Consider the following 17,609-nt stretch of genomic DNA (forward strand, 5'->3'; position numbering starts at 1 on the left):
CCATGGCAGATATCAGCCGTACCCAACTCTTCGGCAAGTTGAACGCGCTTGCCTATCAGGCCATCGAGAGTGCCACCACCTTCTGTCGCCTGCGCGGCAATCCCTATGTGGAGCTGGCGCACTGGTTTCACCAGTTGCTGCAGCAGAACGACTCCGACCTGTTGCGCATCATTCGCTATTTCGAACTCGACGCGGCGCGTCTGGCTCAGGACCTGACCCGGGCGCTCGATGCCCTGCCGCGGGGGGCCACCTCGATCACCGATCTTTCCTCCCATGTCGAGGAGGCCGTCGAGCGTGGCTGGGTCTGGGCGACGCTCCGCTTCGGCGAGCGCCAAGTGCGCAGTGGTCATCTGGTGGTCGGACTGATGAAGACCACCGGGTTGCGCAATGTGCTGCCCAATCTGTCCGGGGAGTTCCGCAAGGTCTCGGCCGACCGGCTGGTGGACGAATGGGAGCGTATCGTCGGCGGCTCACCGGAGGAACGGCTGGCGGCCAAGAGCGGCGCTCCGACCGACGAAGCCTCGCCGGTGCCGCCGGCCGAGATGGGCAAGCAGGAGGCGCTACGGCGCTTCACGGTGGACATGACCGAGCAGGCTCGGCAGGGCAAGATCGACCCGGTCATCGGCCGCGATGAGGAGATCCGCCAGATGATCGATATCCTCATGCGGCGGCGACAGAACAACCCCATGCTCACCGGCGAGGCGGGTGTCGGCAAGACCGCGGTGGTGGAGGGCTTTGCCGTGCGCCTGGCCAGCGGCGACGTCCCGCCGCCGCTCAGGGACGTCTCCCTGCGCTCCCTGGATGTCGGCCTGCTGCAGGCGGGGGCCAGCGTCAAGGGCGAGTTCGAGAATCGCCTGCGCCAGGTGATCGAGGAGGTTCAGGCCTCGGAGAAACCGATCATCCTGTTCATCGACGAGGCCCACACCCTGGTCGGTGCCGGAGGGGCGGCCGGCACCGGCGATGCCGCCAACCTGCTCAAGCCGGCGCTGGCGCGCGGGACCCTGCGCACCATCGGTGCCACCACCTGGGCCGAGTACAAGAAGTACATCGAGAAGGACCCGGCGCTGACCCGTCGCTTCCAGGCCGTGCAGGTGCCGGAGCCCAGCGAGGACAAGGCCGTGGCGATGATGCGCTCGCTGGCGACGGTGCTGGAGCAGCATCACCGGGTGCTGGTGCGCGACGCGGCGCTGACCGCCGCCGTCCAGCTATCGTATCGCTATATCCCGGCCCGCCAGCTACCGGACAAGGCGGTCAGCCTGCTGGATACCGCCTGTGCCCGGGTGGCCATTTCCCAGCATGGGGTCCCGGCGGAAGTGGAGGACAGCCGGCGGCGTATCCAGGTGCTGCAGACGGAAGCGGAGATCATCGCCCGGGAGCGGGCGGTGGGCCTGCCGGTAGCAGGTCGAGACCAGCAGGTGGCCGAGGCCCTCGACGCCGAACGGCAGCGCTTGCAGGCGCTGGAGGCGAACTGGCAGCGGGAGAAGTCGCTGGTGGACGAGATCCTCGCACTGCGCCGACAGCTGCGGGAGCATGCGGGCCGCGTCGATACGCCTCCTCTGGTTGAGGAAAGTATTGAGGAGAGTATTGAGGAAGACACCGAGCCGGCCCCCCCGACGGAGGAGCTCGCTGCCGCTGGCGGTAACGAGCTGGAGGGGGAGCCGGGGTTCGATCCGGCGGCGGCCATGGCGCGACTGGAGGAATTGCAGGAGGAACTCGACCGGCTGCAGGGCGAGACGCCGCTGATCCTGCCCAGTGTCGACGCCCAGGCCGTGGCCTCCGTGGTGGCCGACTGGACCGGCATCCCGGTCGGGCGGATGGTGAAGGATGAGGTGACGACCGTGTTGAGCCTGGCGGATCGTCTGGCCGCCCGGATCAAGGGACAGGATCACGCCCTCGACATGATCGCCCGGCGGGTCCAGACCTCTCGCGCCAACCTGGACAATCCCGGCAAGCCGGTGGGGGTGTTCATGCTGGCCGGCCCCTCCGGGGTCGGCAAGACGGAGACGGCGCTGGCGTTGGCGGAGCAGCTCTACGGCGGCGAGCAGAACCTGATCACCATCAACATGAGCGAGTTCCAGGAGGCGCATACGGTCTCCACCCTGAAGGGTGCTCCGCCGGGGTATGTCGGCTATGGGGAGGGGGGCGTGTTGACCGAAGCCGTGCGTCGCCGCCCCTATAGCGTGGTGCTGCTCGACGAGGTGGAGAAGGCCCACCCGGACGTGCACGAGATCTTCTTCCAGGTGTTCGACAAGGGGACCATGGAGGACGGCGAGGGGCGGATGATCGATTTCAAGAACACCCTGCTCATCCTTACCACCAATGTGGGGACCGAGCTGATCATGCAGGCGTGTGACAGCGGTCGGCAACGCCCCGACACGGCGGAGCTCAACAAGCGGCTGCGCGTGCCCCTGCTGCAGGTGTTTCCGCCGGCCTTGCTGGGACGCATCGTGACCATTCCCTATTATCCACTGGGCGACGACATGCTGCGGGAGATCGTTCGTCTGCAGCTCGGCCGGGTCGGACGGCGGGTGCAGGAGAGTCATGGTGTGCCGTTCAGCTACGATGACGCCGTGCTCGAGCTCATCCTCGAGCGCTGTACCGAGCTCGAGAGCGGAGGGCGGATGATCGACGCCATCCTGACCAACTCGCTGTTGCCGGTACTGAGCCGGGAGTTCCTGACGCGCCTGGTCGACCACTGCCCCGTGGAGCGGGTGCACGTCAGCGTGGCGAATGCCGAATTCGCCTATGCCTTCGATAACGGAGGTCTTCGCTGACGGAGGCCTTCGATGCCCGATCGTGTCGGCCCTTGCTTGACGCTGGTTCCCGCGTGGCTGACTCTGAGGGCAAGAGGCCTGCCCGCCGTGTCCTTATCCGGCGAAAGGCCCCGTGAGATGCCTTCAGGATGACGACAAGGGGCGGTTGCCGAATCGATTATGGTTAGAGCGCGGATGGTCGATGTGGATTATTACAGCTTCAGGCAACTGCTCAAGCAAGCGACGGATCGCGGGGGGCGTATCGAGACGCGCGATACCGAGCGCTGGAATGCCTATATCAAGACGCACAAGCTCAATGCGACTGCGGCACGGGCCATTGCCGCCAATCGCTTCGACTCTCCCGAATCGGTGATCATCGACCTGGGCGGTGAGGGCGATGGTTTGTATGTCTATTCGGATCTGGAAGAGGGCTGTCTGCGCCTGGTATATCAGAGCTAGCCGCCTGTCGGTATCGCCTGGCAAGGAAGCCCCGAGGCCACTACTGTTTCAGTAGACACTGACTCCATGGCGCAGCTCGGCTGTGTGACGGTATCGGGTATTTGCTTGGTATCCACCTGGGTTGGGGTAGGCTCATGGCACTCACACTGACGGTGATCAACGAGGCCGCGTCGCGTCTGGGGAGCCAAGCCAGTCACCGCTGGTTGGACAGAGGCGGTACCTTGGGCAGGGCACCCAACAACGACTGGGTGTTGCCCGACCCGGAGATGGAAATCTCGCGTTGCCATGCGCGAATTCGCTACCAGGAAGGGCGCTATTTCCTCGAAGACTCGAGTGCCAATGGCATCCTGCTGGCAGATGGCATGACCCGGCTGGATCCGGCAGAACCTCTGCTGCTCCAGGATGGACTCGAGTTCCTGATCGGTGATTGCCGTATCCGTGCCCGGATCGACACGCAAGAAGCAGTGACGCCGCCGCTCCTGCCGGGCACTCCTGCCGACCACGAGGTGCCGGATCCCCTGGAACTGCTCGGTGGGGCCGTGCAGTCGCCATCGAAGCCGACCCAAGCGTCGCCATCCGACCACTCCTACCTGAGTGAGCACTTCCGTGCGCCCCGTGTTACGGAAACGCCTCCGCCGAGTGAGCCGCCTGAGCCCCCGGCCGCCTCGCCTGCTGCCCAGTCGCCATCGAGTGATGCCCCCGCCGAACCGCTGCTGCCGGATGACTGGTGGCAGGAGCTGTCCGGCTCGACGCCTCCCCAGCCTAAACCCCGGCCTAAACCCCAGCCCCAGTCACAGCCACCATCAGCCGCGCCGGTATCCGCTCCGGCCAGGGATGCCGGTGGGTCCAAGACGCCGCTTCCTCGCGACGCCGAGGGGGAGGCGAGCGATGTTCCGAGTGAACCGGCTCGTCCGGCAGAGCCGACACCGTTGGCATCGCCACCGCCTGAGGCCCGGTCGATGCAGGAAGAAAGGGGCGGTCAGGCCAACGAGCCGCCGCCGGCCCGGCCGATACCGAAGGCAGGAACCCGCCAGGCCGACGAGTCATCGCCGGCGGGTGATCGACCGGACCAGGCGCTGCGGCAGCTGCTCGCGGGGGCCGGGCTGGACCCGGACCGGGTGCCGCCGGAGCAGGCCGAGGAACTCGGCCGTATCCTTCGGGTGGCCATCCAGGGAGTGATGGACCTGTTGAAGGCGCGGATGGAGGTCAAGAACGAGTTTCGGATGTCGGTGACGCTGATCCAGGCACGTGAAAACAACCCGCTGAAGTTTTCCACCAGTCCCGAGGATGCGCTGCACAACCTGATCGTCAAGCAGAACCCCGACTACCTCCCGGCGGTGGAAGCATTCGAGGCCGGCTTCGAGGACCTGCGCTTCCATCAACTGGCCATGCTGGCGGGCATGCGCAGCGGCTTCTTCGAGATGCTCCACCAGTTCGATCCGGCTCAGCTCGAGGCCCGATTCGCACAGAACGATGAGCATGGGTCACTGCTCGGGCGCATGAGCGGGCCGAAATACTGGCGCCAGTTTCAGACGCACTATGCGGCGATACAGCGCGACAGCGAAGGCTATTTCAATCGGCTGTTCGGTGATGCGTTCTGCGACGCCTACGAACGACAGATCCAGGCCCTCAAGACCCATTCCACCCATAGCCGGGGGTGAAGGACGACTCTCGGCGGTAAGGGTGGCCCGGCAGGAGGGTGGGGGCGAGGGGATTTTTTAGTTTTTAGGGGGGGGGGGGCGATCTCATGGCCAGGTGGTCAGGCTGGGGCAGCAAGTCGTACAAGGGGGCGCTGGCGGTCGCGACGGCGCTGGTGCTGGCCGCCTGTGCGGCCATGGAGGAGCCGCCCGGGCCGCAACCGGTGTCGGGGCGAATCCAGGTCCTGGCGGGGCTGAACCCCAATGCCGAGGGGCGACCGTCGCCGGTGACCATCCGCCTCTACCAGTTGCGCGACCGAGAGGCCTTCCTGAATGCCTCGCTTCAGGAGCTGGTGATGCAGGACACCGATACCCTGGGCGTGGCCTTGCTCTCCCGTGACTCCTTCGAGCTCTGTCCCGTGGAGATGGGGACCACCGAGGCGTCGGCCGGCGGAGTGCTCTGCCAGGGTGAGGAGCAGGCCGTGGTCCAGGTGTTTTCCCCCGAGGCGCGCTATCTGGCGGTGATGGCCGAGTTCTTCGATGTTCGGGATCCCGCTGCCCAGTGGCGGACCGTCGCGGCGCTCCCCCAGGGCGGGGTGGAGGAACGCAACGAGGCGACCTTCACCATCACGCTGGACGGGGTGCGAGTCGCCGTCCAGATCGACTAGGCGCGAGGGGAGACGGTACTCATGTCACGCAACAGCCGTGTGCTGTGGAGCGAGGGCCTCTTTCTCGAACCGCAGCACTTGCAGCAGCAGGATCGCTTCGTCGAAGGCTATGTGGCCGGTCGCCTGGTCGCCTATGGCACCCATGCCTGGGGATTTCTGGCGGTCGATATCGATACCGACCTGCTGGGCATCGGCAAGCTGGGGCTGCGCGTCGCGCGCGGGGTCTTCCCCGATGGCACCCCCTTTGACATGCCCGGCGATGCCCCCTTGCCACCGCCGCTGGAGGTGCAGACCGATGTCCGGGACCAACTGGTGTACCTGGCCCTGGCCCTGGAGCGTGAGGGGACCGTGGACGTCTGCCGGCAAGGGGCGCCACCCGGGCTCTACCGCTATCGGGCGGATGTTCTCGAGGTCCGGGATCGGGTGCTGGACAGCGCAGCGTCCACCCCGGTGGAGGTGGGGCGGCTCGAGACCCGGCTCGCCCTGGCCAGCGAGACGCTGGATGAGTACGCTTGTATTCCGCTGTGTCGGGTGAGTGAGGTGCGTCCCGATGGGCAGTTGGTGCTGAATGAGGTCTTCCTGCCCACGGTGCTGCGTTGCCGGGCATCGGAACGGCTACAGGGGTACCTGACCGAGCTGTGCGGTCTACTGCGACAACGCGCCGAGATGCTGGCGGGGCGTGTCACGGCGAGCGGCCAGGGGGGCGCAGGGGAGATCGCCGACTTTCTCATGCTGCAGATCGTCAATCGGCATATTCCGGTCGCCCAGCACTTCGCCGCGTCCACCCATGTGCCACCGGAGGCGTTCTATCGGTTTGCCCTTGCCCTGGCCGGGGAGCTGGCCACCCTGACGCGGGAGGATCGCTTGCCACCGGAGATGGAGCCCTACCATCACGCTGACTTGCAGCCCTCCTTCGAAAGCGTGCTCGGGGTCCTGCGGGCCGAGTTTCGTACCGTACGGGAGTCGCCGGCGGTACCGGTGCCGTTGGAGAAGACCGGTGCCCATGGGGTGTGGGTGGCCCGGGCCCAGGATCCCGCGCTGTTCCACTCGGCCAGCTTCGTGCTGTCGGTGGGGGCCGCCGTGCCCACCGAGGAGGTCAGGGCCTCTTTCCCGGCGCACGCCAAGGTAGCACCGGTGGAGCGCATCGCCGAACTGGTCAACAACAACCTCCCCGGGATCCGGCTGGTGCCCATGCCGACGGCCCCGAGGCAGATTCCGCAACTGAGCTCCCGGGTGTACTTCGAACTGGACAGCCGCCACCCGATGTGGGAGGCGCTGACCGACTCCGGTGGCCTGGCCGTGCATGTGGCGGGGCGGTATCCCGACCTGAAGATGGACCTCTGGGCTATCCGAGGAGGTGGGGCATGAGCGATGAGCGGCCGCCGCCCGGTTCCGGCGATCGCACCATCATTCGTCCGAGTCCGGGTAGGCGCACGACATTTCCTCAGGCGCCGGGGCGAGGGGCGCCGGGCCCGCCGCCGTCCGCCGGCGGGGGAGACGGGGCCCCTGCACTAGCGGCGTTCCGCACCACCGCCCTGAACCCCCTGGTGGAGGCGGCGATGCCGCTGTTCATGCTCTGCTGTGGCCTGCGCGGCACCCGGGATCACGCGGATGTCGCCGCCCTGCATGCGGAAACCGTTCGTCAGGTGCAGGCCTTCGAGCAGGCCGCGATCGATCAGGGTGCCTCGCAGGAATCCATCCTGGCGGCGCGCTATGCCCTCTGCACCTTCATCGATGAGGTAGTCATGAACACGCCCTGGGGAGCCAACAGCCTCTGGCCAGGGCGTGCCTTGCTGCTGACCTTTCATCGCGACAGTGCCGGCGGCGAGAAGGTGTTCCAGATGATCGAGCGCGTGCTGGCGGATCGCCAGCCGCGGCGTGACCTGGTGGAATTCTTCCATGTCTGCCTGGCCCTGGGCTTCCAGGGGCAATACCGGGTGATCCCCGGGGGGGAGGCCCTGCTCGCCGAGCTGCGCGAGCGCCTCTATGCGCGGATCCGGCAGTGGCGTGAGGCGCCGCCGGACGCGTTGTCGCCGGCCTGGCAGGGCGTCGAGGATCGCCGTCATCGCCTGGTGCGTACCCTGCCGGCCTGGGTGTGTGTCGCACTGGTCCTGGTGATCGGCAGCGGGGTCTACTTCACCCTGCACAACGGGCTGAACAGGGCCACGGCCCCCGTGATGGCCCAGCTAAACGAGGTTCGCCAGGCCACCTTCGCGTCACCGATAGATCTGCCGGTGGTAGCGGTCGAGGGCCGTCTTGAGCTGGCCGATCTGCTGGAGGGGGTCGACCCCGAGCGCCTGCGGATCGAGCGCGGCGAGGATGGGCGTACCAGCGTGATCCTGCGGGGCGAGGTGTTCGCCTCGGCGAGTACCGAGGTGACCGAGGCGTTTCGTCCGTTACTGCGCCAGATCGGCGACGCCATCCAGCAGGTGCCCGGCAGTGTGCTGGTGGAAGGGCACAGCGATAACGTGCCGATTCGCTCCGCCCGCTTCCGGGACAACTATGAGCTGTCCCTGGCTCGGGCGGAGAGTGCGGCTGCCCTGCTGCGCGAGCCGCTCACCGACCCGGATCGTGTCGATCATGTCGGTATCGGTGAGGATCAGCCCCGTTATCATCCGCCGGATGACCCGGCCAACCGGGCCCTGAACCGCCGCATCGAGATCCTGCATCGTCCGCCGGGAGGTGTCCCGTGAAAGCGGTGCTCTCGATATTCCGGCAACGCGCCTTCCTGGGCCTGGTCGGGGTGGGGCTGGTGTCGACGCTGATCTGGTATGTCGGGCCCTATGTGGCGATTGGTGACTTCGTACCCTTCCACAGTTCCTGGGTCCGCCTGGGGATCATCCTCGCGCTGTTCGTCGGCTGGGGCCTGCTGCAGTGGCTGCGCGCTCGGCGCGTCAAGCGGGCCAGCGAACGGCTGGGGGACGCCATCATCGCCACGGCCGGATCGGACGAGCGCCGTAGCGACGAGCTGGGGCGACGCTTCGAGGAGGCCATTGGTTTCCTGCGCGAGTCCGGGAAGGGCAAGGACCTCTATCGGTTGCCCTGGTATGTGATCATCGGCCCGCCTGGCTCGGGCAAGACCACGGCGTTGCGTCACTCCGGGCTGACCTTCCCGCTCGATCAGAAGTACGGTCGGGACGCGCTTCGCGGTGTGGGCGGCACACGCAACTGCGACTGGTGGTTCACCGACGAGGCGGTGCTGCTGGACACCGCCGGGCGTTACTTCAGCCAGGATTCCAGCGCCGGTTCCGATGCCGCCGAGTGGCAGGCGTTCCTCGACCTGCTACGCAAGTATCGCAAGCGTCGGCCCGTCAATGGCGTGCTGGTGGCGTTGAGCGCTGCCGACCTGCTCGCCCCCTCGGTGGACGCCCGGGAGCGCCACGCCGAGATGGTGCGTCGACGACTCGACGAGCTGCAGCGCCGGTTGGGCATCCAGGTTCCGGTGTATTTCCTGGTCACCAAGTGCGACCTGATCGCCGGCTTCGTGGAGTTCTTCGACGACCTGGATCACGAGGGGCGGTTGCAGGTCTGGGGCATGACCCGCCCGGAGCCGGTGGCGGGGGGACGGCTGACCGAGTGGCTCGAGGGGGAGTATGCCCGGCTGCTGGAGCGCCTGGATGCCCGCCTGCTGGAGCGGCTGGTCGAGGAACGGGAACCCCAGCGGCGCGTCCGGTTGTTCGGCTTTCCCCGGCAGATGGCCGGCTTGCGGGAGAGTCTGCTGCAGTTCGTCGCCGATACCTTCGAGGGATCCGGCTACGACCGCCCGGTGATGCTGCGGGGCCTCTACTTCACCAGTGGCACCCAGGAAGGCACGCCCATCGATCGCATGATGGACAGCCTGACCCGGGTCTATGGGATGCAGGTGTCGGGGGCGTCTCCCGTGGAGGCCGCGCCGGGCGGGCAGGGGCGCAGCTATTTCCTCCATCGCCTGCTCAAGGTGGTGATCTTCCCCGAATCGGGGCTGGCCGGCGTCAACTGGCGCCTGGAGGTGGGCCGGGCGCTGGCCCAGAACGTCGCCTATCTGGTCCTGCTCGGGGTGCTCGGCGTGGTGGTGGCGGGCTGGGTGACCAGCTACCAGTACAACCGCGGCTACCTGGCGGATGTGGAGGCCGCCGTGGAGGCCCATGCCGCAACGGCCACCCGGCCGGTCCCGAGGGAGGCGAGCCTGGCGGAGGTGCTGCCGCGCCTGGACGCCCTGCGCGACGTGGCGACGGAAGCCAATCGCCATCGGGGCCGGGTGCCCTATCTGATGGGCCTGGGGCTCTACCGCGGGGAGGCCGTGGGGGCCTCCGCCGACCAGGCCTATCTCCAGGGTGTGCGCGAACTGCTGGTACCGCGGGTGGTGAAGCTGATCGAGCAGCGTCTGTCGACGCCCAATGTGCCGCCCACCGACATCTATGCCTACCTCAAGGGCTATCTGATGCTGGCGGAGACCGGCCGCCTGAATCGCGCCGAGCTTGAGGTCATCGTGCGGGATACGCTGCTGCGCGAGTTCCCCCAGCAGCGCTCCATTGCCCAGGCGCTGTTCGAGCATTTCAATGCCTACACGGACAGCGCGCGCTCCTTCCCGGCAGTCAGTGTCAACGAGGAACTGGTGGCCCGTAGCCGGGCCTCGCTACGCCAGGCCTCCGTTCCGGCCTTGATGTTTCGTCGGCTGGAGACCCGCTACGATCAGCGTCACGGGGAGGCCCTGCGGCTCGATGTGGAGGCCGGCCTCGGCAGTGATCTGGTGTTCCATCGGCGCAGCGGCACGCCGCTCTCGGAGCCGATTCCGGCCCTCTACACCCAGGCAGGTTTCGAGCGGATCACCGAACAGGAAGGGGGCGAGCTGGTGAGCCGCTTTCTCGAGGATCACTGGGTATTCGGGGAGGCGACGCTACCCCGCGGTCGGGCGGCCCACCTGAACCTGTCCGAGGACTTCGTCCGCTATTACGAGCAGGCCTATATCGACCACTGGGAGGCCCTGCTGGAGGACCTGGATCTGGTGCCCTTGCTGCAGGTGGACCAGGCCATCGATCTGCTCGCGGTGATCACCGGCCCGACCTCTCCGCTGCGCCGCCTGATGGTAACCGTGGCCACCCAGACCCGCTTCCCGGTACCCCAGCCCGAGGCCGAGGCGTCGACCGGGCGCTTCGGCGCCTTGCTGGGCGTCGTCGACCCGAGGGGCGAGGAGGTCCAGGGCGTGCATCCGGGCGCGCGTATCGATGCGCACTTCCGGGAGTTGCATCGCTTCGTGCTGGGAGATAACGGCGAACCGCCCATGGAGTCCCTGATCGCCCGCTTGACCCAGCTCTATCACGAACTCAGCGCCCTGGGCGGCGGGCTGGGTGACCGGGACTTCACACAGTTCGGAGGCGAGACCCTGCGCCGACTGAGCAGCGAAGCGGCCCGCTCGCCGGCCCCCTTCAGTGAATGGGTGGACGCCCTGGCCGGCTCGGGGCAGGAAGTCGCCATGCGCAACCTGCGCAGCCAACTCGATCGGCGCTACCGTGATGCCGTGCTGCCCATCTGCCAGGAGCTGGCCCAGGGCCGCTATCCCTTCGAACCCGGCAGTTCCCGGGACATCCCCACCGGTGACTTCGCCCGGCTGTTCGGTCCGGGCGGGGTGATGGATGCCTTCTTCCAGGAGAACCTCGCCAGTCTGGTGGATGCTCCCGGGGGACGTTTCCAGTGGCGCAGTGGCGAGGCCGCACGGCTGGGTATTCCCGACTCGGTCCTGGCCCAGTTCCAGCGTGCCCAGATGATGCGTGAGATGTTCTTCGTCGGCGGCGGAGGCCCGCGAGTGGCCTTCTCGATGACACCGCGCTATCTGGATGCCCGGGCGCGGCAGTTCCTGTTTTCCCTGGGTGAGCAGGTGCTGAGCTACCGCCATGGGCCGCCCCTGCCCAGGCGCTTCGTGTGGCCAGGCGACGGTGGCCAGGACACCACCGTGATGTTCGAGGACCGCGGTGGCCTCAGGCCCAATGTCGCCTATGCCGGTAGCTGGTCCTGGTTGCGGGCCCTGGATGCCGCCCAGCCGGCGTCGCAGACGGCCACGGCCTACCTGGTCAGCTTCAATGTGGGCGGCTATTCCGCCCGGGCACTGGTGGAGTTCGAATCCTCGCGCAATCCGCTGAGCAACAGTGACTGGCGGCGCTTCCGTTGCGCCGGGGGGTTGTGAGGCCATGGCCGGCGGCATTGTACTGGGGTTTCACGGCAAGCTGCCGTGCCGGGGTGATTTTGTCCGACGGCGGGTGGCGGGCGAGTTCCTGGAGGTCTGGGATCCCTGGCTCTCCCGTTGCGTGCACGACTCCCGTCAGCGTCTTGGCGAGGGCTGGCTGGATGCCTACCTGACCAGTCCGCTATGGCGCTTTGCCCTGTCCGCCGGCGTGTGTGGAGCGAAGCCCGCGACGGGGGTGCTGATGCCCAGCGTCGACGCGGTGGGGCGCTATTACCCCCTGACCCTGGTTGGTGCCTTGCCCGCCGAGAGCTCGCTGTTTGGCCTGGCGGTGCAGGAGGGGAGCTGGTTCGAGCAGCTCGAAGCGCTGGCCATGAGTGCGCTGGAAGTCGACCCGGCGGTGGATCTCGAGCCGTTCGACCAGGCGGTGAGCGCCCATGGGGAGCGGCTGCAGCCGTGGGTGGCCGACCCCACCAGCCGCCTGCTGGCCCCGCTGCAGGGCCCGGCCTGTTTCGCCCTCGAGTCGCTGGAGCAATTGGTGCCCGCCCTGCTGGCGATGCAGCAGGCGCTGCTGGGGCGCCGACAGGGCTTCAGCCTGTGGTGGACCGAAGGGTCCCGCCGGGTCTCGCCCTGTCTTCTGCTGCAGGCGGCGTTACCGGCGCCGGAGCGTTTCGCCGCCATGCTCGATGGCGAGTGGCAGGGCCATGGTTGGGAGAATCGCGTGGTGCGTTGGCAGGCTCCCCGGGCACTGGTGCAAGAAATGCCCCCTGCCGGCCTGCCACGCCTGTGCTCGGCGAGCGTCAGCCATGTCGGCAAGGTGCGCAAGGTGAACGAGGACGCTTGCCTGGATCGGCCGGATCTTCGCCTGTGGGCCGTGGCGGATGGGGTCGGCGGCCAGGAGGCCGGCGATGAGGCCAGTCGCAGCGTGATCGACGGACTGCAGCAGGCGCCTCACGGCGGCGAGCTGCAGGAGCGGGTCAACGCCCTGCGCGACGTGCTGGTCGTGGCCAATCGTCACCTCTGGCACGCGGCGCATCGGCCGGAGCGGCCGGTGACCAGTGCCAGCACGGTAGTGGTGCTGCTGACAGGTGTCGGGGAGTGCTGCTGGCTGTGGGCGGGCGACAGTCGGCTCTATCGCCTGCGCGATGGCCAGCTGACGCAGTGCACCCGAGACCACAGCGTGGTTCAGGACCTGCTGGAGCGTGGCGAGCTGGAAGCCTCGGAGGCCAGTACCCATCCCCAGGCCAATGTCATCACCCGGGCCGTGGGGGCCGCGGCGGAGCTGCAACTGGAGAGCCGCTTTTCCGATCTGCGGCCGGGTGATCGCTTCCTGCTCTGCTCGGACGGCGTGCACGGTTTCGTGGCGCCAGAGGTCATCCACTCCGCCCTGCAGGGCGATTCGCCCCGGGCGGTGGTCGATACCCTGCTGGAAGCGGTGCTGGCGGGCGAGGCCAGGGATAACTGTACGGCGGTGGCGGTGTTCGTGGAGTGAGCTGTGGAGAGAGCCGTGGAGAGAGCTGTGGAGTGAGCCGTGGACCGAACTGGTGGACTGAGGTCGTGGGCTGACCGGAATGGGGGCCGCCGATGAAAGAGCGGAAGGACGACCGACCCGGCGACGATGCCGAGCAGCGCACCCGGTTGTCGGGCGGCAGGGCCGAGGGCGACGAGGCGTCATCCGACGATGATGATGCCACCCGAGTCGGGGGACTAGACGAAGAGGCCACTCGGCTTGCCGGTCCCGGTGAGGGGGAAAGCAACAGGGGCATGCCGACCGGCGGGACGCTGTCCAACTGGTCGCGGCCGGAGTACTGGGGGGCGCCTGCCACGACCGCCATCGGGCCGGGGGCCGTGATCAAGGAGCGCTTCGTGCTCGAGTCGCTGCTCGGGCAGGGGGGCATGGGCTCGGTCTACAAGGCACGCGACCTGCGCAAGGAAGAGGCCCGGGACAGCCAGCCCCATGTGGCCCTGAAGCTGCTCAGCGACGAGTTCCGCCAGCATCCCGATTCCCTGGTGGCGTTGCAGCGCGAGGCGAAGAAGGCACAGCGCCTCGCCCATCCCAATATCGTCACCGTCTACGACTTCGACCGCGACGGTACCCGGGTCTTCATGACCATGGAGTATCTGCAGGGCGAGCCGCTGGATGTGGTCATTCGGCGCCGCGGCGCCGCCGGTGGCCTGCCCCGCAAGGAGGCGTTACAGATCCTCGAGCGCATGTCGCGGGGCCTGGCCTATGCCCATGAGGAGGGCATCGTCCATTCCGACCTCAAGCCCGGCAACGTCTTCCTGACCCGGGGGGGCAATGCCAAGATCCTCGACTTCGGCATCGCCAGGGCGGCACGCGTGCAGGCCGGGGCGGAGGGCGACGAGCATACCCGCTTCGACCCGGCCACCATCGGGGCCATCACCCCGGCCTATGCCAGTCCGCAAATGCTGGCCGGTGAGGTCCCGGTACCCGCGGATGACGTCTATGCGCTGGGCTGTATCGCCCATGAGTTGCTGACTGGACTGCATCCCTACCGCGACCCATCCGGGCGCAAGCTGCCGGCCGACGAGGCCGCCCGCCGGGGAATGAAGCCGCCGGTGTTGCACCAGGTGCCCAAGCGAGTCGCGCGTGCCATCGGCTGCAGCCTGGCCTTCGACCGGGCGGAGCGCTTTCCCGATGCCGGCCAGTTCCTGCAGGCCATCCAACCTCCCGCCAGGTTGAGAAAGACCGTGTTGGCCTTGCTCGGCGTACTGGCCCTGGTGGCCATCGCCTCCTGGTGGATGCTGATACGCGAGAGCGACCTGCTGGTGACCCTGGATGACCTGCCCCCGACCCTGGAGAGCTCCCGGGAGCACATCATCCAGGGCAATGAGTTTTTCGAGGCCGGCGACATTCCCCAGGCCCATCGTCACTACACCCTGGCCTGGGAGCAGGCGGCGGAGCGGGAGGACATCGGCGGTCGCGATCGCAACCGCGTGCGGGTGCTGGTGGACCGGCGTACCGACGCGGTGATGGACCACTATCTCCGCGAGGCGCAGCGCGACGACCTGGACCAGTTCTCCCTGGAGCTGCTGCGCATCAGCCTGGAATCCCTGGCACGCTCCGAACTGGGCACGCGCCGGGAGCAGCTCAACGTCGCCATCGAGGAGATCAATGCCCGTCTGGACGATTAGCCGCCAGCTCCTTGTCCAGGCGCTCCAGAAGCACAGGCCACGCCTCGACCCAGCAGCAACGGTGGTCGAAGCCGTCGACCACCTCCACCCGGGCATGGGGATCGTGGCGGGCGCCCTGGTGCACCATCGCCGGCGGCACCAGGCGATCCCGTGAGCCGACCAGGTGCCACTGCAGGATCCCGGCATCCAGCGGTGGCGCATCGGCCAGGTCCAGCGATCCCGCCAATGGCAGGTAGCCGTGGTGGCGTGTCCAGGCCGCATGGTCCAGGTTGGCGGCGATGGTAACCAGCGCCTGGACGTCCTCCCGCCGCCCGGCCAGCAGGCGCGCCAGCAGACCACCACCGCTGTGGCCGATCAGCACCAAGCCATCGATTCCCCGTTCCGCCACCAGGCGGTCGAGGGCCTGGTCCATGGCATCGACCACGGCCTCGCCATAACGCTGGTCGGTCCACAGACGCGGATGGCACGCCGGATCCGGCGGGTGGCGACCATAGCAGGGGCGGTGGAGGAGCAGCCGCGGTCCCGGGTCGCGGTCCATCAGCTCGAGCACCATGGGCCGGCGCGGCGTGGGGTCCTGGCTAGGATAGCGCCCACGCTCCCAGGGCGTGCCATCTCCGGTCAGATAGACATGCCACAGGCCTGGTGACGGCGGCTCGCCGGAGGGCAGATAGACGGTGAGTCGGAAGGGGGACGCCGTGACACTGCCGACGACATAAGAGCGCGCTTCGGCGGCGCCGTTGTGGCGCTGGGCCGGGCTGGAGCAGGCCGTCACAAGCACTATACTGAACAGCAGGCTTGCAAGCCGCGTGAGCGGGCCGCGAAAGACCCGTCGAGGGTGGTCGAGACTTGGCGGGGTAGGAGAGGTGCCATCCATACGCAGGGAGAGTGCCGTGAAGCCTGTCCATGTTCCCGATCATAGTCCTGCTTTCCGCAAGCGTCTTTCCCATCTTTCAGCAGCCTGTCTGGCGGGAAGTGCACTGTTGCTCGCCGGCTGTGCCCCCAATGGTGCCATGGTCAGGCCGGACCTCGCGGCCCAGGCCGCCTCGGTGGATGACCTCTACATCGTCGACTGCCTGCTGACGGGACAGGTGCGGCGCTTGGGGGGGGCAACTTTCCTTACGCCGCGCCGGGCGATACGGACCACTGTGCAGGACTGCCGGATCCGGGGTGGGGAATACGTCGCCTATGACCGCGCCGACTATCGCACGGCCCTGAACGTCTGGCTGGGGCAGGCCGAGGCCGGTGATGCGGAAGCCCAGAACTATGTGGGGGAGATCTTCGAGAAGGGCCTGGGGACGGAGCCGGATTACCTGTCCGCCGCGACCTGGTATCGACGTGCCGCCGACCAGGGCTATGCCCGAGCGCAGATCAACCTGGGGTTCCTCCATGAGCAGGGCCTGGGGGTCCAGCAGGACCGGGCGAGGGCCCTGAACCTCTATCGCCAGGCCTCCGGCGCGGTCGAGGATCCCCTCGTCTATCGCTCCGATGTGGACGCCGAGATGGACGCGCTGCGGGCGCAGCTCGGCGCTCAGGTTGAGCAGGCCGAACGGCAGGCCCAGACGCTCCAGCAGCAACACCAGCGCCTGATACAGGAGCGGGACGCGCTGCAGCGGCGCCTGTCTCAGGCCCAGGACGCGGTCGGGGCGGCAGACGCGGACGCCCAGGCCCGAACCCGGGAGCTGGCCGCACAACTGGAGAACGCCCGCCGTCAGGTCGATACCCTCGCGTCGCAGGTCCAGCGTGCCGGTCAGGAGCGGGAAGCGCTGGTGGCCCAGATGCGCGAGCTGCCGGAAGCGGAGGCCCAGGCTCGCCCCGAGCCCGCCGCTGAGCCCCGAGTCGCGGCCCTTACCGAGCCTGTCCCCGAGCCTGTCCCCGAGCCGGAACCCGCCGTTTCCGCTCCTCCGGCCAGCGTTGCCGGACTCGACTTCGGACGCTACTACGCGCTGGTGATCGGCAACCAGGAGTACCAGTTCCTGGACGATCTGGAATCGCCCATGACCGATGCCCAGCGCATCCGCCAGGTATTGCAGAATCGCTATGGCTTCAATGTGACCTTCCTGCCGAATGCCAACCAGCTGCAGATCCTGTCGGCGCTGAACGATCTCCATGGCCGGATGACCGAGCGGGACAATCTCCTGATCTACTATGCTGGTCACGGCAATCGCTCGCACCGCGAGGATGGTCGGCGGCAGCGAAGCTACTGGCTGCCTGTGGATGCCGAGGCGGAGCGCCTGGTGCGCTGGATCAACAATGCCGTGGTCAGTGACCACCTCGACCGGATCCGCGCCCGCTCCATCCTGGTGCTGGCCGACTCGGTATTTGCCAGCGACATGGCGTCGGACTCCAGCTCCCTGCTGCTGGGTAGCCCCCAACGGCAGCTGAGTGGTGACGAGATTCGGGCCGGACTGCAACGCCGCGCCCGGATCGTCATTTCCTCGGGCGGCGAACGGCCGTCACCCGATCGTACCGACAGGCCACACTCCCTCTTCTCCCGCTCACTGATCGACGTGCTGGAGGGCAATCAGGAGGTAATGCGCGAGAACATGCTGTTTGCCCAGGTGGCCGTCAACGTGAGGCGGCGGGCACCGAGTGCCGAGGGCGTCTCGCAGACACCGGAAATGCGCCCGATACGGGCCGCCGGCCATGAAGGCGGGGACTTCTATTTCGTGCCAGTGGCACCACGTCAAACGGCATCACGTTGACCCTCGGCGCTGATCTCCCGATAGCAGTCTCGGTACCGGCGGATGACCCCTCGGGCGCCGTCGTCGCCATCCAGGGC

The 17,609-nt window shown here is 67.6% G+C and carries 11 protein-coding genes; 10 read left to right on the forward strand and 1 reads right to left on the reverse strand.

Translation table 11 applies throughout. The annotated features are described in order from the left end of the window. Positions 1–2 precede the first annotated feature (2 nt). From tssH to ACM26W_RS06440, 9 genes are all read left to right on the forward strand, one after another. Positions 3–2,774 carry a type VI secretion system ATPase TssH gene (gene tssH, locus ACM26W_RS06400; RefSeq protein WP_416140002.1) on the forward strand — a complete coding sequence of 924 codons (2,772 nt, stop codon included), beginning with the start codon at positions 3–5 and terminating at the stop codon, positions 2,772–2,774. Between the two features lie 174 nt (positions 2,775–2,948). Next, positions 2,949–3,212 carry a hypothetical protein gene (locus ACM26W_RS06405; protein WP_416140003.1) on the forward strand — a complete coding sequence of 88 codons (264 nt, stop codon included), beginning with the start codon at positions 2,949–2,951 and terminating at the stop codon, positions 3,210–3,212. Positions 3,213–3,346: 134 nt separating this feature from the next. Then, positions 3,347–4,873 (forward strand): type VI secretion system-associated FHA domain protein TagH, encoded by a 1,527-nt coding sequence (tagH, locus tag ACM26W_RS06410; protein WP_416140004.1) that lies wholly within the window; start codon positions 3,347–3,349, stop codon positions 4,871–4,873. Between the two features lie 86 nt (positions 4,874–4,959). Then, the gene (gene tssJ / locus ACM26W_RS06415) at positions 4,960–5,517 is read left to right on the forward strand and encodes a type VI secretion system lipoprotein TssJ (protein WP_416140005.1); all 558 of its coding nucleotides are present in this window, start codon (positions 4,960–4,962) and stop codon (positions 5,515–5,517) included. Between the two features lie 21 nt (positions 5,518–5,538). Beyond that, entirely contained in the window at positions 5,539–6,885 is a 1,347-nt protein-coding gene (gene tssK, locus ACM26W_RS06420) for a type VI secretion system baseplate subunit TssK (RefSeq protein WP_416140006.1), read from the forward strand. Continuing rightward, positions 6,882–8,210 (forward strand): type IVB secretion system protein IcmH/DotU, encoded by a 1,329-nt coding sequence (icmH, locus tag ACM26W_RS06425; protein WP_416140007.1) that lies wholly within the window; start codon positions 6,882–6,884, stop codon positions 8,208–8,210. Before tssK ends, icmH begins: the two co-directional genes overlap by 4 nt. Further along, a complete protein-coding gene (gene tssM / locus ACM26W_RS06430) occupies positions 8,207–11,677 on the forward strand; it encodes a type VI secretion system membrane subunit TssM (protein ID WP_416140008.1) in 3,471 nt (1,156 codons plus the stop codon). Before icmH ends, tssM begins: the two co-directional genes overlap by 4 nt. A gap of 4 nt (positions 11,678–11,681) precedes the next feature. Continuing rightward, complete coding sequence (tagF, locus tag ACM26W_RS06435; RefSeq protein ID WP_416140009.1) at positions 11,682–13,166, forward strand: type VI secretion system-associated protein TagF; 1,485 nt, start codon at positions 11,682–11,684, stop codon at positions 13,164–13,166. A gap of 92 nt (positions 13,167–13,258) precedes the next feature. Then, positions 13,259–14,830, forward strand: coding sequence for a serine/threonine-protein kinase (locus ACM26W_RS06440; RefSeq protein ID WP_416140010.1), 1,572 nt, complete (start codon positions 13,259–13,261; stop codon positions 14,828–14,830). Here ACM26W_RS06440 and ACM26W_RS06445 read toward each other — a convergent pair. Beyond that, complete coding sequence (locus ACM26W_RS06445) at positions 14,808–15,602, reverse strand: alpha/beta fold hydrolase (RefSeq protein ID WP_416140011.1); 795 nt, start codon at positions 15,600–15,602, stop codon at positions 14,808–14,810. The genes ACM26W_RS06440 and ACM26W_RS06445 overlap by 23 nt on opposite strands. Before the next feature lie 208 nt (positions 15,603–15,810). On the opposite strand from ACM26W_RS06445, the gene ACM26W_RS06450 reads away from it, so the two are divergent. Beyond that, the gene (locus ACM26W_RS06450; RefSeq protein ID WP_416140012.1) at positions 15,811–17,532 is read left to right on the forward strand and encodes a caspase family protein; all 1,722 of its coding nucleotides are present in this window, start codon (positions 15,811–15,813) and stop codon (positions 17,530–17,532) included. The last annotated feature ends 77 nt before the right edge of the window (positions 17,533–17,609 follow it).

The organism is Halomonas sp. HK25, assembly GCF_047795635.1.
Taxonomy (GTDB): Bacteria; Pseudomonadota; Gammaproteobacteria; order Pseudomonadales; family Halomonadaceae; genus Halomonas.

What these genes read in the sequence shown, in the direction of transcription:
- tagH (WP_416140004.1), top strand. Translation starts at nt 3,347, where the DNA reads ATGGCACTCACACTGACGGTGATCAACGAGGCCGCGTCGCGTCTGGGG.
- icmH (WP_416140007.1), top strand. Translation starts at nt 6,882, where the DNA reads ATGAGCGATGAGCGGCCGCCGCCCGGTTCCGGCGATCGCACCATCATT.
- tssK (WP_416140006.1), top strand. Translation starts at nt 5,539, where the DNA reads ATGTCACGCAACAGCCGTGTGCTGTGGAGCGAGGGCCTCTTTCTCGAA.
- tagF (WP_416140009.1), top strand. Translation starts at nt 11,682, where the DNA reads ATGGCCGGCGGCATTGTACTGGGGTTTCACGGCAAGCTGCCGTGCCGG.
- ACM26W_RS06440 (WP_416140010.1), top strand. Translation starts at nt 13,259, where the DNA reads ATGAAAGAGCGGAAGGACGACCGACCCGGCGACGATGCCGAGCAGCGC.
- ACM26W_RS06405 (WP_416140003.1), top strand. Translation starts at nt 2,949, where the DNA reads ATGGTCGATGTGGATTATTACAGCTTCAGGCAACTGCTCAAGCAAGCG.
- tssJ (WP_416140005.1), top strand. Translation starts at nt 4,960, where the DNA reads ATGGCCAGGTGGTCAGGCTGGGGCAGCAAGTCGTACAAGGGGGCGCTG.
- tssH (WP_416140002.1), top strand. Translation starts at nt 3, where the DNA reads ATGGCAGATATCAGCCGTACCCAACTCTTCGGCAAGTTGAACGCGCTT.